15 protein-coding genes are annotated in these 14513 nt (G+C 72.5%); 10 read left to right on the top strand and 5 right to left on the bottom strand.

All coding sequences use genetic code 11. The features are described from left to right. The first annotated feature begins 7 nt into the window (after nt 1-7). The 6 genes from ON36_RS19445 (at nt 8) to ON36_RS19420 (ending at nt 5181) form a co-directional block, all read left to right on the top strand. A complete protein-coding gene (locus tag ON36_RS19445; RefSeq protein ID WP_043655593.1) occupies nt 8-850 on the top strand; it encodes an ABC transporter ATP-binding protein in 843 nt (280 codons plus the stop codon). Nucleotides 851-969: 119 nt separating this feature from the next. Continuing rightward, nucleotides 970-1833: an NUDIX hydrolase gene (locus ON36_RS19440; protein ID WP_052314146.1), complete on the top strand. Its 864-nt coding sequence runs from the start codon at nt 970-972 to the stop codon at nt 1831-1833. A gap of 10 nt (nt 1834-1843) precedes the next feature. Beyond that, on the top strand, nt 1844-2620 hold the full coding sequence (locus ON36_RS19435) for an enoyl-CoA hydratase-related protein (RefSeq protein ID WP_043655483.1): 777 nt from the start codon (nt 1844-1846) through the stop codon (nt 2618-2620). 147 nt (nt 2621-2767) lie between these two features. Continuing rightward, on the top strand, nt 2768-3745 hold the full coding sequence (locus ON36_RS19430; RefSeq protein ID WP_043655480.1) for a class I SAM-dependent methyltransferase: 978 nt from the start codon (nt 2768-2770) through the stop codon (nt 3743-3745). Continuing rightward, complete coding sequence (locus tag ON36_RS19425) at nt 3746-4945, top strand: class I SAM-dependent methyltransferase (RefSeq protein WP_043655477.1); 1200 nt, start codon at nt 3746-3748, stop codon at nt 4943-4945. It begins immediately after the preceding gene. A 26-nt stretch (nt 4946-4971) separates the two neighbouring features. Continuing rightward, complete coding sequence (locus ON36_RS19420) at nt 4972-5181, top strand: helix-hairpin-helix domain-containing protein (RefSeq protein ID WP_043655475.1); 210 nt, start codon at nt 4972-4974, stop codon at nt 5179-5181. Between the two features lie 10 nt (nt 5182-5191). Here ON36_RS19420 and ON36_RS19415 read toward each other — a convergent pair whose 3' ends face one another. Together ON36_RS19415 and ON36_RS19410 are read right to left on the bottom strand one after the other, a co-directional pair. Continuing rightward, on the bottom strand, nt 5192-5728 hold the full coding sequence (locus ON36_RS19415; protein ID WP_043655472.1) for a DUF1697 domain-containing protein: 537 nt from the start codon (nt 5726-5728) through the stop codon (nt 5192-5194). A 52-nt stretch (nt 5729-5780) separates the two neighbouring features. After that, nucleotides 5781-6521 (bottom strand): acyltransferase, encoded by a 741-nt coding sequence (locus tag ON36_RS19410; protein WP_043655469.1) that lies wholly within the window; start codon nt 6519-6521, stop codon nt 5781-5783. Between the two features lie 148 nt (nt 6522-6669). Between ON36_RS19410 and ON36_RS19405 the strand changes: the two genes are divergently transcribed. Beyond that, nucleotides 6670-7971, top strand: coding sequence for an outer membrane protein assembly factor BamB family protein (locus ON36_RS19405; RefSeq protein WP_043655467.1), 1302 nt, complete (start codon nt 6670-6672; stop codon nt 7969-7971). Between the two features lies 1 nt (nt 7972). Here the strand turns inward: ON36_RS19405 and ON36_RS19400 are convergent, their stop codons facing one another. Genes ON36_RS19400 through ON36_RS19390 form a run of 3 tightly spaced genes read right to left on the bottom strand, consistent with a single transcriptional unit; the run spans nt 7973 to nt 11558 of the window. Continuing rightward, nucleotides 7973-9226, bottom strand: a complete 1254-nt coding sequence (locus tag ON36_RS19400; protein WP_043655464.1) for a glycosyltransferase family 4 protein — start codon at nt 9224-9226, stop codon at nt 7973-7975. Continuing rightward, nucleotides 9223-10773, bottom strand: a complete 1551-nt coding sequence (locus tag ON36_RS19395; RefSeq protein WP_043655463.1) for a 1,4-alpha-glucan branching protein domain-containing protein — start codon at nt 10771-10773, stop codon at nt 9223-9225. The genes ON36_RS19400 and ON36_RS19395 overlap by 4 nt, the downstream gene beginning before the upstream one ends. Beyond that, complete coding sequence (locus ON36_RS19390; protein WP_043655461.1) at nt 10770-11558, bottom strand: class I SAM-dependent methyltransferase; 789 nt, start codon at nt 11556-11558, stop codon at nt 10770-10772. Before ON36_RS19390 ends, ON36_RS19395 begins: the two co-directional genes overlap by 4 nt. A gap of 192 nt (nt 11559-11750) precedes the next feature. On the opposite strand from ON36_RS19390, the gene ON36_RS19385 reads away from it, so the two are divergent. The 3 genes from ON36_RS19385 to ON36_RS19375 all read left to right on the top strand — a co-directional run. Then, the gene (locus ON36_RS19385) at nt 11751-12536 is read left to right on the top strand and encodes an electron transfer flavoprotein subunit beta/FixA family protein (RefSeq protein WP_043655459.1); all 786 of its coding nucleotides are present in this window, start codon (nt 11751-11753) and stop codon (nt 12534-12536) included. A gap of 42 nt (nt 12537-12578) precedes the next feature. Beyond that, a complete protein-coding gene (locus tag ON36_RS19380) occupies nt 12579-13535 on the top strand; it encodes an electron transfer flavoprotein subunit alpha/FixB family protein (RefSeq protein ID WP_043655457.1) in 957 nt (318 codons plus the stop codon). Nucleotides 13536-13682: 147 nt separating this feature from the next. Beyond that, on the top strand, nt 13683-14513 hold an 831-nt coding region (locus tag ON36_RS19375; protein ID WP_043655588.1), incomplete at its 3' end, for an aminoglycoside phosphotransferase family protein.

Genomic DNA, 14513 nt, shown 5'->3' with positions numbered 1-14513 from the left:
GGCCAAGATGGAGCGCGTGTCGCAACCCGATCCCGATCTGCTCATCGACTTCTCCGACGTCACCATCCGCCGCTCCGGCCACACCCTGGTCGGCCCGGTCAGCTGGCAGGTCGAGCTCGACGAACGCTGGGTGGTCCTAGGACCCAACGGCGCGGGCAAGACCTCGCTGCTGCGCATGGCCGCCGCCGAGGTGCACCCCACCTCCGGCGTCGCGACCCTGCTCGGCGAGACCATGGGGAAGGTGGACGTCTCCGAACTGCGGCCGCGGATCGGCCTGTCCTCGGCGGCGGTGGCCAGCCGCATCCCGCCCGACGAGAAGGTCGGCGACCTGGTCGTCTCGGCCGGGTACGCGGTGCTGGGCCGCTGGCGGGAACGCTACGACGACATCGACACCGTCCGCGCCGTCGACATGCTGGAGACACTGGGCGCCGAGCACCTCTCGGACCGCGCCTACGGGACCCTGTCCGAGGGCGAGCGCAAGCGGGTCCTCATCGCCCGCGCGCTGATGACCGATCCCGAACTGCTGCTGCTCGACGAACCCGCCGCCGGCCTGGACCTCGGCGGCCGCGAGGAACTGGTCGAGCGGCTCGGCGACCTGGCCGCCGACCCGGACGCGCCCGCCATGGTGCTGGTCACCCATCACGTCGAGGAGATCCCGCCCGGCTTCACCCACGGCCTGCTCCTCAAGGAGGGCGAGGTGGTCGCGCAGGGCCTGCTCGAGGACGTGCTCACCGCCGAGAACCTCTCCGCCGCGTTCAGCCAGTCCATCGCGCTGGACCGGGTCGACGGGCGCTGGTTCGCCCGGCGGGCGCGCCGCTCGGGCCAGCACCGCCGCGCCCGCGTGGACTGATACGTCCGGCCGAAGACGGAACGCCTCACCAAGCGGCCGCTAGGGTGCAGGGTGGGGCCGGGGACGGCCCGCCCCGCGGCGCACCGCCACACCGGCGTGGGGGTGCGGGAAGGACAGCGATGAGCGATCCCGTGAACAACACCGACAGCCCCGAGGTGCCCGCGCGCGACGCCTCGACGGTCATCCTGGTGCGCGACAGCGCGCGGGGGCCCGAGGTCTTCCTGCAGCGGCGCACCGGCGCCATGGCCTTCGCGGCCGGCATGACCGTGTTCCCCGGCGGCGGCGTCGACCCGACCGACGGCGTCGCCGACATCGCCTGGGCCGGACCGGATCCCGCCTGGTGGGCGCGGCGCTTCGCCACCACCGAACCGGTGGCCAAGGCGCTCGTCGCCGCCGCCGTGCGCGAGACGTTCGAGGAGTGCGGCGTCCTGCTGGCCGGCCCGGCCGCCGACACCGTGGTCGCCGATTCGACCGTTTATCACGAGGCCCGCGGCAGGCTGGAGCGCCGCGAACTGTCGCTGGCGGAGTTCCTCGCCGCCGAGGGCCTGCTGCTGCGCGCGGATCTGCTGCGGCCGTGGGCCAACTGGATCACCCCGAAGGCCGAGCCCCGCCGCTACGACACCCGCTTCTTCGTGGCCGTGCTGCCCGAGGGGCAGCTCGCCGACGGCGCGACCACCGAGGCCGCGCAGGTGTCCTGGCGGACCGCCGCCGACGCCCTCGCCGCGTGGCGCTCCGGCGAGCACATCCTGCTGCCGCCGACCTGGTCGCAGCTCGACGCGCTGCTCGCCTACCCCGACACCGCCGCGGTGCTCGCCGCCGAGCGCGAGATCGAGCCGATCATGCCGCACTTCCACGCCAGGATCGGCCGGCATCCGCTGTCGAACTTCCCCGGCATCGAGCGCTATTTCGCCGACCTGCCGGACCCGGCGGCGCTGAGCGGGGCCACGGGGCCGAGCGCGGCCGGATCCGCCACGGCTCCATAAACTCTCCGCCATGGCCGAATTCGTCACCCTTGACCTGCCCGCGGACGCCACCACCCGGGGCGTGGCCGTGCTGCGCGTCGACCGCCCGCCGCTGAACCTGGTCGACGCGCAACTGGCGCGCGAGGTGGCCGCGGCCGCCGAGCGGGTCGCGGCGCATCCGGGGGTCTCGGCGCTGATCGTCTACGGGGACGAGCGGGTGTTCTCCGCGGGTGACGACATGGCCGAGCTGGCCGCCCTCGACGCGGGCCAGGCCGCGGCGCTGGCCGCCGACCTGCAGTCCGCGCTCGGCTGTTTGGCCCGGGTGCCGCAGCCGACGGTCGCCGCGATCACGGGCTACTGCCTGGGCGGCGGCCTCGAGCTGGCGCTGGGCGCCGACCACCGGATCGTGGGCGACAACGTGAAGCTCGGGCTCAACCAGATCAAGGCCGGGCTCATCCCGCTCTCGGGCATCCGGCGGCTGTCGCTGCTGATCGGCTCGGCCGCGGCCAAGGACCTCGTCTACACCGGCCGCTTCGTCGGTGCGGACGAGGCGCTGCGGCTCGGCCTCGTCGACGAGGTCGTCGCGCCCGACGACGTGCTCTCCGCGGCGCGGGCCTGGGCGGCCCAGTTCGTCACGGCCGCGCCGCGCGCGCTGGCCGCGGCCAAGGCGGTCTTCGAGGCGGGCCCGCACGGGCACAGCCGCGCGGTCGCCGAATGGTCGGCGCTGTTCGACACCGAGGACGTGCGCCGCGGCACGCTGGGCTACCTCGCGCAGGGCCCGGGAATCGAGGGGTTCACCGGGCGCTGACCTGCGGTTTCCGGGTCCGCGCCGGTCATGCCCGATCGGTATCACCGGCCCGGGTGCCGGCCGGTACCGGCGGTCGCGCTGAACACCTGCCCAGGAACGGGACCCGCGGACACAACCGGCGGGCTCGGCCAGCTAGGGTTGCGGGTTATGACGGTTCACCCCGACGACCCGGCGCCGAACCCCCACGCCACCGAGGCCGAGGTCGAAGCAGCACTCAAGGACACCAAGCTCGCCCAGGTCCTCTATCACGACTGGGAAGCCGAGACCTACGACGACAAGTGGTCGATCTCCTACGACGAGCGCTGTATCGAGTACGCCCGCGGCCGGTTCGACCTGGCCGTCGGTCCCGCCCCGCTGCCGTACGAGCGGGCGCTCGAACTGGGTTGTGGCACCGGCTTCTTCCTGCTGAACCTGATGCAGGGCGGGGTGGCGAAGTCGGGTTCGGTCACCGACCTGTCGCCCGGCATGGTCAAGGTCGCGCTGCGCAACGCCGAGCACCTCGGCCTGGACGTCGACGGCCGCGTCGCCGACGCCGAGACGATCCCCTACGAGGACGACACCTTCGACCTCGTGTGCGGCCACGCCGTGCTGCACCACATCCCCGACGTCGAGCTGGCGCTCAAGGAGTGCCTGCGGGTGCTCAAGCCCGGCGGCCGGTTCGTCTTCGCCGGTGAGCCGACCACCGTCGGCAACTTCTACGCCCGCAAGCTGGGCCAGATCACCTGGAAGGTGACCACCGAGGTCACCCGGCTGCCGTTCCTGTCCGCATGGCGGCGCCCGCAGACCGAGCTCGACGAGTCGTCCCGCGCGGCCGCGCTCGAGGCCGTCGTCGACCTGCACACCTTCGACCCGAGCGACCTCGAGAAGATGGCCCGCTCGGCGGGCGCGGTCGACGTCAAGGCCACCACCGAGGAATTCGCCGCCGCCCTGTGGGGCTGGCCCGTGCGGACCTTCGAGGCCGCCGTGCCCGACGAGAAGCTGACCATCGGCTACCGCATGGCCCAGTACAAGGCCTGGCTGGCGCTGAGCCGCCTGGACGAGAAGGTCCTGCGCCACGTCGTGCCGCGCGAGTTCTTCTACAACGCGATGATCACCGGCGTGAAGCCGGGCGCCGCGCAGAAGTAGGTGGGGTACCGCTTCGGCCGCGACGACGTCGCCTATCTCGGCAGCGCGGCGGGACGTGCCGCGCTCACCGGGGTCGACCGGCTGGAGCTGACCTCCGCGACGCACCTGCGCGACCTCGAGCGGGTGCGCCGCGACCACGGCGACCGGGCCGCGGCGCTCATCGACACCGTCGTGCTGCGCCGCAGAGCCCGCGCCAAACTCCCCGGAGCCCGGGATTGGCTGTTCACCGACGACGCGCTGCAACAGGCGACGCCCTCGGCCGTGGCCCGGCATCGGGCCGCGCGGCTGGCCGGGCGCGCCGTGCACGACGTCACCTGCTCGATCGGCGCCGAACTGGCCGAGCTGGTCCGGGTGTGCCCGGCGGTCCTCGGCAGCGACCTGGATCCGGTGCGCCTGGACATGGCGGCGCACAATCTGGCGTCGGCCCGGGCGGGCGCGGAACCGGCCGCGGCACCCGGCGCGGTGGCGCTGCTCCGCGCCGACGCGACCGTGCCGGTCTCCCGCGACACCGTCGTCATCGCCGACCCGGCCCGCCGCGCCGACGGCAAGCGCACCTACGACCCGGCGAGACTCCAGCCCCCGTTGCCCGACCTCCTGACGGCCTACGCGGGCCGCGACCTCGCCGTGAAGTCCGCGCCCGGGCTGGATTTCGACCGCCTCGGCTGGGACGGCGAGATCGAGGTCGTCTCCCTCGACGGCGCCGTCCGCGAAGCCTGCCTCTGGTCGCCCGGCCTCACCCAACCCGGCGTGACCCGCCGCGCGACCGTCCTGCGCGGCGCCGGCGCGCACGACACCCTCACCGACGCCGACCCCGACGACATCGCCGAGCGGCCGCCGGGGGACTGGATCGTCGACCCCGACGGCGCCGTCGTCCGCGCCGGGCTGGTCCGGCACTACGCCGCGCGACACGGGCTGTGGCAGCTCGATCCCCACATCGCCTACCTCACCGGCGACACCGTGCCCGCGGGCATGCGCGGCTTCCGCGTCGAAGACCGCTTCCCCCTGCACGAGAAGACCCTGCGCCAGGAGCTGTCCCGCCGCGACTGCGGCAGACTGGAGATCCTCGTGCGGGGCGTCGACGTCGACCCCGACGCCCTGCGCAAACGCCTCAAACTCAAAGGCCGCACGCCCTATACCCTGGTCCTGACCCGCATCGGCCGCACCGGCACCGCGTTCCTCTGCACCGCCCACGCGGCCTGACCGGCACCCACCGACAAGGACCGACCGTGCCCGACGAGAACCCCACCGAATTCCCCCGCGCGATCGGCAGGCCCGCCACCCGCGCCCTGACGGCGGCGGGGCGCACCACCTACGCGTCGCTGACCGAGGTGACCGCGCAGCAGCTCCTCGCCCTCCACGGGGTCGGCCCGAAGGCGGTCCGCGTCCTCACCGAGGAACTCGCCGCCCGCGGCCTCGCCTTCGCGCCCGGCGCCTGAACCGCGGCGCTCACACCCCGATCTTCTTCACCACCCGCTGGACGGTCAGCCACGTGCGGGTGGTGATGTCCTTGCCGTACTGCTTCTCCAGCCAGGCCATGAAGTCCGGCGTGCGCGGGGTGCTGTTGTCGACGACGGCGAGCAGGGCGCGGGCGGGACGGTCGATGCCGACCACCCGGGCCAGCGGGTCGTCGAACTCGGGCAGCGTGTCCGGGACGTCGTGCTTGAAGAAGGTGGCGATGAGGTAGGTGCCGCGGCCGTGGGTGAGGCCGGGGAAGGGGTCGGTGTCCAGCAGCGCCCGCAGCTCGGCGATCGAGCGGACGATCGTCCCGCCGGGGATGCCGAGTTCGGCGCCGAGGGCTTCCTGGATCCGGTCCTCGAGCACGCCGTGGTCGGTCTCGGCGGTGCGGAAGACGATGTTCCCGCTGGCCAGGACCGAGGCGACGTCGGTGTAGCCGAGGCCGGTGAACACCCCGCGCAGCTTGTCGTTGGCCATCTGGGGATTGGACGGCATGATCCCGCGCAGCAGGGCGGCATAGCTGGTCATGGGCAGACGGTACCCACCGCGACCGACACCGCGCGATGGGTACGCGCGGAGGTCAGTTCGCGGCGGCCTTCTTGCGCTCGATGTCGGCCAGGGCGGCCTCGTAGGCCGCCCGCTGGGCCGCGGTCGACTCCCACGCCTCTTTGCGGTTCTTGACCACCTTGGCGGGCGCGCCGACGGCGATCGAGTAGTCGGGGATGTCACCGCGCACCACCGCGTGCGCGCCGAGCACGCAGCCGCGGCCGACGCGGGTGTCGCGCAGCACCGTCACCTTGGCCGCGATCCACGTGTCGGGGCCGATGCGCACCGGGCTCTTCACGATGCCCTGGTCCTTGATCGGCATGTCGATGTTGTCCATGCGGTGGTCGAAGTCGCAGATGTAGCACCAGTCCGCGACCAGGGTCGACTCGCCGATCTCGATGTCGAGGTAGGTGTTGACGACGTTGTCCTTGCCGAAGACCACCTTGTCGCCGATCCGCAGCGAACCCTCGTGGCAGCGCAGGGCGTTGCCGTCGCCGATGTGCACCCACCGGCCGATCTCCATGCGCGCCAGCTCCGGGGTCGCGTGGATCTCGACGTTGCGGCCGAGGAAGACCATGCCGCGCAGCACGATGTGCGGGTTGGCCAGCCGGAACTTGAACAGCCGGTAGTAGCGAACCAGGTACCACGGGGTGTAGGCGCGGTTGGCGAGCACCCAGCGCAGCGACTCCCTGGTCAGGAATTTCGCCTGCTGCGGATCGCGGCGGCGCGAACCCCGCCAGCGTGCGGTCACCGGTGCGCCCCACATGCTCGTCACTGCCCTGGTACTCCCGTCGGTGGTTGCGGTGTTTCTCGAGACGACAGCCTACTTTCGTGGGACCTGTCACCGTGGCGATACCCTCGCGCCCGTATTCTTGCGAGCGGCCGTCGACCCGCGATGGCCGTGGCCGAGGGGAGAACGGCACGTGCGAACCCGGACGCGTGTGGCGGCCGCGCTGGTCGCCGCCGGTGCGCTGGCGGTGGCAGGGTGCGGTACCGATGTCGACGACATCACCGTCGGACCCGGAAAGGGCTGGCCCGCGGCGTATCACGACGCGCGCAACGGCGCGTCGAGCCCGGTGACCGGCGCGCAGGCCGTGTCGCTGAACTGGTCGCGACCGGTGGGCGGCCCGATCGCGCAGCCGCCGACCATCGGCCCGGAGGGGCAGCTGTTCGTCACCACCAGCGCGGGACCCTGCTCGATCCTGTCGCTGCAGATGCCGACCGGCCGCAAGCGGTACTGCAATCAGCTCGGCCCCTCGGCCGTCGAGGCGCCCACGGTCGTCGACGGCGTCACCAACGTCTACGTCGGTGACGACGGCGGGGTCAGCTCCTTCAACTACCTCGGCCAGCCGCGCTGGCGCACGCCGGTCGCGGGGGTGCCGGTGTCGCTGCAGTTCACCGGGGACAGCCGCGTGCTGTCGGTGACGCAGTCCGGCCAGGTCGACGTGCTCGACCGCCAGACCGGGGACCGCGAGGTCCCGACGCTGCAGCTGCTGGGCGAGCCCGACTTCCTGAAGTACCCGGACCTCACCCGGCCCGCCTCGGGCGACGGCCTGGCCGACTGCCACACCGGCGGCCCGCGCTGCGCGGTCGCCAACGCGACGGCGGTGGACGGGGATTCGGGTCGCTTCTTCGTCACGGTATGGCAGCCGGGCAAGGCCGCCGCCTCGCTGGTCGCGGTGCGCTACGCCGGTGACCGGCTGACCACAGAGTGGAGCGCCGACATCCTCACCGGCGGCAGCGCCACCAGCCCGGCGCTGTCGAAGGACGGCGCGACCCTCTACGTCGGCGACAACTCGGGCCGGCTCATCGCCCTGAACGCCGCCGACGGCAGCACCCGGTGGGTCCAGCCGCTGCCGTGGAAGCCGCGCGGCGCGCTGTCGGTGTCGCCCGGGGGCCTGATCGTCCCGGCGGGCGACGACGGCTACCTCATGGCGCTGCGCGATCGCGACGACCACGCCGAGACCGTCTGGGAGCGCAAGGATCTGGCCCTGCGCGGCATCCCCGCCCAGGCGGCGGGCAACCTGGGGTACGTCGTCGCGGCGATCGGCACCGGCCTGAGCCTGATCACCTTCGACACGACGACGGGCAACACCCTCGACTCCGACGTCCTGCGCGGCGCCGAGGGCACGACGACCGGCACCGCGATCTCCGCCGAGGGCGACGTCGTGGTGGCCACCCGCCTCGGCGAGGTCTTCTCCTTCGCCCCCGACGACCGGCGCTGAGCTACGTGGGGTCCCGTTCGGGCAGCGGCCGCTCGACGATGACCGGGCGGCCCATCGGGACCCGGACGCGGCGCTTGGCGGCGGTGTAGACCTGGGCCGTCTCGGCGGCGACCACGTCCCAGGCGAAGTCGGCGGTGAGCCGTTCGCGGGCGTTGTAGGCGCGGTCCTGGGCGGCGGCGGGGTCGTCGAGGACCGCGCGCACGGCCTCGACCAGGCCGTCGACGTCGGCGGGCTCGAAGGAGGCGCCGGTGACGCCGTCGACGACCGCCTCGCCGAGCCCGCCGGCCGAGGACGCCACCAGCGGCACGCCCGCGGCGGCGGCCTCGAGCGCCACGATGCCGAAGGGTTCGTAGCGGCTGGGCAGCACGATGGCGTCGGCCCCGTGCAGCCAGCCGAGCAGTTCGGAGTGATCCAGCTTGCCGACGAACTGCACCGCGCGCGCGACCCGGTGCACCCGGGCGCGTTCGCGCAGCCATTCGATCTGGGTGCCGACGCCGGCGACGGTCAGCGTGGTGCCGGCGTGCGCGCGGCGGATGCGCGGCAGCGCCGCGATCGCGTCCTGCACGCCCTTCTCGTATTCGAGGCGGCCGACGTAGAGCAGCCGGGGCGGGCCCGAGCGGGGCGCGCGCGGGCGGAAGGTCCAGGCGCCGACATCGATCCCGTTGCGGATCACGGTGATCGGCGGCAGCTCCGGCCCGTAGAGCCGTTCGACCTCGTCGTGCATGGAGGCCGAGCAGGTGATGAGCTGGTCGGACTCGTTGGCCAGCCACCACTCGACCGAGTGCACCTGCTTGTTGACCCGGCCCGACACCCAGCCGCTGTGGCGGCCCGCCTCGGTGGCGTGGATGGTCGAGACCAGCGGCACGTCGTAGAACTCGGCAAGGGCGATGGCCGGGTGGGCGACGAGCCAGTCGTGCGCGTGCACGACGTCGGGCGTCCAGCCCTCTCCGATGCCCGGCTTGCCCAGCGCCACCCCCGCGCGGACCATGGCGTGGCCCATCGCGAGGGTCCAGGCGAGCATGTCCTCGCCGAAGTCGAAGGCGGGGGAGTCCTCGGCGACGGCGACCACGAGGACGCCGTCGGCGATGAACGAGTGCGTGGGGTGGGTGGTCGCGTCGGTGCCCGTCGGGCGCCGCGCCAGCACGACCACCTCGTGCCCGGCCGCGGCCAGTTCCACGGCCAGGTGGTGCACATGCCGTCCCAGCCCGCCGACCACAACCGGCGGGTACTCCCACGACACCATCAAAATCTTCATACGAGTCCTTCTGAGCCGGCCGACGCGGCGGGGTGCAACCGCCGGGCGTCCATTCCGGGGAAGAAGCCGTCGGCCGTGCTCCATCCTGCCGCGAGTTGGGCCGCTTTGGCGAACTGTCCCGCGCCGAGCGCGGCGGCGATCTCGCGGACCGCGTGCGCGTGCTGGTGTGCCCGGTCGCGGGCGTATCCGGCCGCGGAGTCCTTGCTGACCATGAACGCCCAGTCGCTGGAGACGGTCAGGATGGCCTCGCGCAGCAACTGGTCGGCAACCGGATCGCGGAGCGCGGGGGCGTCCGGGCGGTCGCCGCGCAGCTTGTCCAGGGTGTCGAGGGTGAGCGCGACGATATCGGCGTTCAGCTCGACGAGATCGGCCACCTGATCGCCCGCCCAGACCCGCCAGTCCTTGCCCGAACCCCACGACGAATCCGCGAGTGGAACAGGTTCTCCCACGTAGCCGCGGTCGCGGGCGTCCGCCAGGGTGCCCACGGTGACCCCCGCCTCGGGCAGCGCGCGCAGCACCTGTTCGAGCCACTGCGGGCCCTCGTGCCACCAGTGCCCGAACAGCTCGGTGTCGAACGCGGCGACCACCAGGGCGGGCCTGCCGATGCGCTCGGACTCGTCGATCAGGCGTTGCCGGACGGTCTCGACGAAGTCGGCGACATCGCGCGTGACGGCCGCCGCGGCGAGCTCGGGATCGTAGGGAGCCTTGTCCGGACCGGCCACCGTCTTGCCCGTGACGCGCGACGGTTTGAGGCCGGTGGCGTGGTCGTAGTGATGGAAATCACGGTAGGCCGACTGCCCCGGGTACCCCGATTTGGGCGACCACACCCGATAGCTGACCTGGAGATCGCGCCCGAAGGCCAGCACGTCGGAGTCGTGCACGGGCCTGCCGAGTGTGGTGTCGCCGCGCAGCGAGGGCCCGTCGACCATGAAATGCGTCACACCGGCGTCGGCGTAGCCGCGCTCCATGCCGGGGGTGTAGCCGCACTCCGGCGCCCAGATCCCGGTGGGGGTGGTCCCGAAGCGCAGGCGGGCGTCGGCCAGGCCCTCGGTCAGCTGGAAGCGGCGCAGCCGGTCGTCGAGCAGGGGCTGGAACGGGTGGGCGAGGGGTCCGCCGAGCAGCTCGATCGCGCCCGCGTCGATGAGCGAGCGCCACACCGGCGCGGCGCCGTGCCGCCAGTGCGTCTCGAAGTCGGTCAGCGCCTCGGCGGCGAGCCGGTGCTCGTGGCGGCCCAGCGCGAGATTGCCCGCCATGGACGCCTCGTCGGCGCGCAGCTGCCAGTTGCCCAGCCAGTGGTGCATGCCCGCCAGGCAGTGCGGGTCGTCGAGCTGGGCGGCGAGCACCGGGGTGATGCCCAGGCTCAGCAGGTTCGTGCGGCCCTCGGCGGCAAGGTTTTTCAGCACCTGGACCACGGGCAGGTAGGACGCGGCCCAGGACTGGTAGAGCCACTCCTCGCCGACCGGCCACCGCCCGTGATGGGCGAGCCAGGGCAGGTGCGAGTGCAGGACCAGCGTGAACTGGCCCGGGACGGGCGAACTCTCGCTCACGACGGCTTCCTCGCGATCGCCACCAGGTCGAGGCTGGCGTCGATGTCGCCCGCGCGCAGCTCGAAGTCGTCGATCCCGATCCCGGCCACGTCGGCGGTCAGGTCGGCCGGCCACGGCTCGCCGGCCAGCGCGCGCTCGATCTGGGCGTCGATGAACGAGCCGCCGTGCTTCGCGTCCAGGGCGCGCAGGGTCTCCCCGTGGAACACGCCGAGCATCTCCTCGACGGCGAAGCCCGCCTCGACGAGCAGCTCGGTCAGTTCGGCCGCGTCGAGCTCGCGGGTGTGGAACGGGTTCAGCGGGGTGTCGCGGCCGGGGGAGAAGGTGATCCGGTTCGGGGTGCTGATGAGCAGCTGCCCGCCCGGGCGCAGCACGCGCAGGCATTCGCGCAGGAACTGGCCCTGATCCCAGAGATGCTCGATGACCTGGAAGTTCACCACCATGTCGACCGAGGCGTCGTCCAGCGGCAGGTCGGCGAGGTTGCCCTCGATCATCTCCACGCGCGGGTAGCGCGCGCGTACGTGCGCGACCGCGCCCGCGTCGTAGTCGAGGCCGACGACCCGCTCCGCGACGCCGGCGATCATGTCCGCGCCGTAGCCCTCGCCCGAACCCGCTTCCAGCACAGTCTTTCCCGTGCAGCGGTCGAGCAGGCGCGCGTAGGCGATCTCGTGCCGCCGGAACCAGTAGTTCTCCTCGGCGATGCCGGGCACGGTGCGCTCACCGGTCAGCGGCAGGGGTTCCGATGTGGTGTCGTCCACAGATGCGGCAGGGATCACAGCCTCGCTCATTCGTCCGACGTTACTGGTACCGGTGGTCTGTCGTGTCGTCAGGGATTGGTTCCGCACGGCACTGGCCATTCAAGTTACCCACGAGTAACTTAACGTAGGGTAGTGTCTCGCACTGAGCATCCACCCGGACGTCCGAGCCCCGCTCGTGCGGCCCGCCACCACGTGTACTCAGAAGGAGGTCGACGAAGACCGATGCCGAACATCGTCGTACTCATCAAGCAGGTTCCCGACACCTGGTCCGAGCGCAAGCTCACCGATGGTGACTACACCCTCGACCGCGAGGCCGCCGACGCCGTCCTCGACGAGATCAACGAGCGCGCCGTCGAGGAAGCGCTGCTGATCAAGGAGGCGCAGGGCGGCGAGGTCACCGTGCTGGCCGCGGGTCCCGACCGCGCCACCGAGGCCATCCGCAAGGCGCTGTCGATGGGCGCCGACAAGGCCATCCACATCAACGACCCGGCGATCCACGGCTCCGACGCCGTGCAGACCGCGTGGGTGCTGGCCGGCGCGCTGGGCCAGGTCGAGGGCGTGGAGCTGGTCATCGCGGGCAACGAGTCCACCGACGGCCGCGCGGGCGCCGTGCCGGCGATCATCGCCGAGTACCTGGGCATCCCCCAGCTGACCCACCTGCGCAAGCTGACCGTCGACGGCGAGAAGATCACCGGCGAGCGCGAGACCGACGAGGGTGTCTTCAAGCTCGAGGCGAGCCTGCCCGCCATCGTCTCGGTCAACGAGAAGATCAACGAGCCGCGCTTCCCCTCCTTCAAGGGCATCATGGCCGCCAAGAAGAAGGAAGTTCAGGTCTTCACCCTGGCCGACCTGGGCATCGACCCGTCGACCGTGGGCGTCGCCAACGCCGGCACCGCGGTCACCGCCGCGACCCCGAAGCCTGCGCGCACCGCGGGCGAGAAGATCGCTGACGAGGGCGAGGGCGGCAACCAGATCGCCACCTACCTCATCGGTCAGAAGATCATCTGATCCGGCCCACGAACTGCCGCGCCCGTTCAAGGAGAAAGAACAATGGCTGAAGTACTTGTGCTCGTCGAGCACGCCGACGGTGCCGTGAAGAAGGTCAGCACCGAACTGCTCACCGCTGCCCGCAGCCTGGGCACCCCGGCCGCCGTCGTGACCGGTGCCCCCGGCACCGCCGAGAAGCTGGCCGCCGCGCTGGCCGCCGCCGGCGCCGAGAAGATCTACGTCGCCGAGTCCGACGAGGTCGAGAACTTCCTGGTCACCCCGAAGGTCGACGTCCTGGCCGGCCTGGTCGAGACCGCAGGCCCCGCCGCCGTGATCGTGGCCGCCACCGCCGAGGGCAAGGAGGTGTCGGGCCGCCTCGCCGCGCGCATCGGCTCCGGTCTGCTCGTCGACGTCATCGGCGTCAACGGCGACGGCTCGGCCGTGCACTCGATCTTCGGTGGCGCGTTCACCGTCGACGCCAAGGCCACCGGCGACGTGCCGGTGATCTCGGTGCGCCCGGGCGCCATCGAGGCGGCTCCGGCCGCCGGCGCGGGCGAGCAGGTCGCCGTGGCCGTGCCCGCCCAGGAAGAGGGCGTCGTCAAGGTCGTCTCCCGTGAGCCGGTCGTCGGTGGCGACCGTCCGGAGCTGACCGAGGCAAGCATCGTCGTCTCCGGTGGCCGTGGTGTCGGTTCCGCCGACAAGTTCTCGGTCGTCGAGGAGCTGGCCGACTCGCTCGGTGCCGCCGTCGGCGCCTCGCGTGCCGCCGTCGACTCGGGCTACTACCCGGGCCAGTTCCAGGTCGGTCAGACCGGTAAGACGGTCTCCCCGCAGCTCTACATCGCCCTCGGCATCTCCGGCGCCATCCAGCACCGCGCCGGTATGCAGACCTCGAAGACCATCGTCGCGGTCAACAAGGACGAAGAGGCCCCGATCTTCGAGATCGCGGACTACGGCATCGTCGGCGACCTGTTCAACGTCGCCCCGCAGCTGACCGAGGCGGTCAAGGCCCACAAGGGCTGATCCCGCACGGACCGACCGCCCCGGCTTCCCCGCGAAGCCGGGGCGGTGCTCGTTGTGGGACCGGGCGGGTTCTGGACCTGAGCGGTGTCGCCGCATTGCGCGTCTACATCCCGGAACTCGGCCACCCGGCAGGATGGGGGTGTGTCGATGTCGCCGGTGTGCCTGCCGTCCGCAGTGGCCGAGACGATCCGCGCGGCGTTCGGTCCGGCGGGGGAACGGTGGATCGAGGAGCTGCCCGCGATCGTCGACGCGCTGTGCGTCCGGTGGGATCTGGTGGCGCGGGGCGCACCGTTCTCGGGCGGTACGCACGCGTACGTGGCGCCGGTCCGGCGGTCCGGCGGGTCCGAGGCGGTGCTGAAGGTGCCGCTGGTGGACGAGGAGAACCGGGCGGAGGCGTCGGCGCTGTACGTCTACGGCGGCGACGGCGCGGTGCGGCTGTACGCCTACGACCCGGGCACGGGGGCGATGCTGATCGAACGGGCGTGCGGCCCGGAGCTGTTGCGGCAGCCCGGTTTCCCGAGCCTGGAGGGCCGCCCCGAGAACGCCGGGCTCGTCGAACTCGGCTGCTCGCTGTACCGCAGGTTGCGGCGGCCGCCCGGCGCGCTGCCCGCCGGATTCCCCGCGTTCCCCGCGGCGGTGTCGATCCTGGACCAGGTCGTCGCGGGCCTGGCCGCGCCCGGCGTCGGCGCCGTCGTCGACGCGTCCCTGCGGGCGCGCGTGCGGCAGGCTCGCGCGCTGCTGCGGTCCCCGGCCGGGCCCGGCCTGGTGGTCAACCGCGACACCCATCTCGGCAACATCCTCGCCGCGCGCCGGGAACCGTGGCTGCTCATCGATCCCAAGCCCTACCTGGGCGAGGCCGCGTTCGACGCCGGGTTCCTGGTGATGATCCAGGTCCAGTCCGATCCGGCGCCCGCGCACGCCGCCGCGGTGGTCGAGCGCACGGCCGCGGCGCTCGGCGTCGATCCGGCGCGGGCGCGG

Origin of the sequence: Nocardia thailandica NBRC 100428, from assembly GCF_000308795.1 — a bacterium.
Taxonomy (GTDB): Bacteria; Actinomycetota; Actinomycetes; order Mycobacteriales; family Mycobacteriaceae; genus Nocardia; species Nocardia thailandica.
The sequence above is the reverse complement of the archived record's forward strand: the minus strand, read 5'-3'. Positions and strand labels throughout refer to the sequence as shown.

Bases quoted from the DNA above. Each gene is read 5' to 3' on its own strand.
- ON36_RS19445 (WP_043655593.1), top strand. From the start codon at position 8: ATGGAGCGCGTGTCGCAACCCGATCCCGATCTGCTCATCGACTTCTCC.
- ON36_RS19440 (WP_052314146.1), top strand. From the start codon at position 970: ATGAGCGATCCCGTGAACAACACCGACAGCCCCGAGGTGCCCGCGCGC.
- ON36_RS19435 (WP_043655483.1), top strand. From the start codon at position 1,844: ATGGCCGAATTCGTCACCCTTGACCTGCCCGCGGACGCCACCACCCGG.
- ON36_RS19430 (WP_043655480.1), top strand. From the start codon at position 2,768: ATGACGGTTCACCCCGACGACCCGGCGCCGAACCCCCACGCCACCGAG.
- ON36_RS19415 (WP_043655472.1), bottom strand. From the start codon at position 5,728: ATGACCAGCTATGCCGCCCTGCTGCGCGGGATCATGCCGTCCAATCCC.
- ON36_RS19400 (WP_043655464.1), bottom strand. From the start codon at position 9,226: ATGAAGATTTTGATGGTGTCGTGGGAGTACCCGCCGGTTGTGGTCGGC.
- ON36_RS19390 (WP_043655461.1), bottom strand. From the start codon at position 11,558: ATGAGCGAGGCTGTGATCCCTGCCGCATCTGTGGACGACACCACATCG.
- ON36_RS19385 (WP_043655459.1), top strand. From the start codon at position 11,751: ATGCCGAACATCGTCGTACTCATCAAGCAGGTTCCCGACACCTGGTCC.
- ON36_RS19380 (WP_043655457.1), top strand. From the start codon at position 12,579: ATGGCTGAAGTACTTGTGCTCGTCGAGCACGCCGACGGTGCCGTGAAG.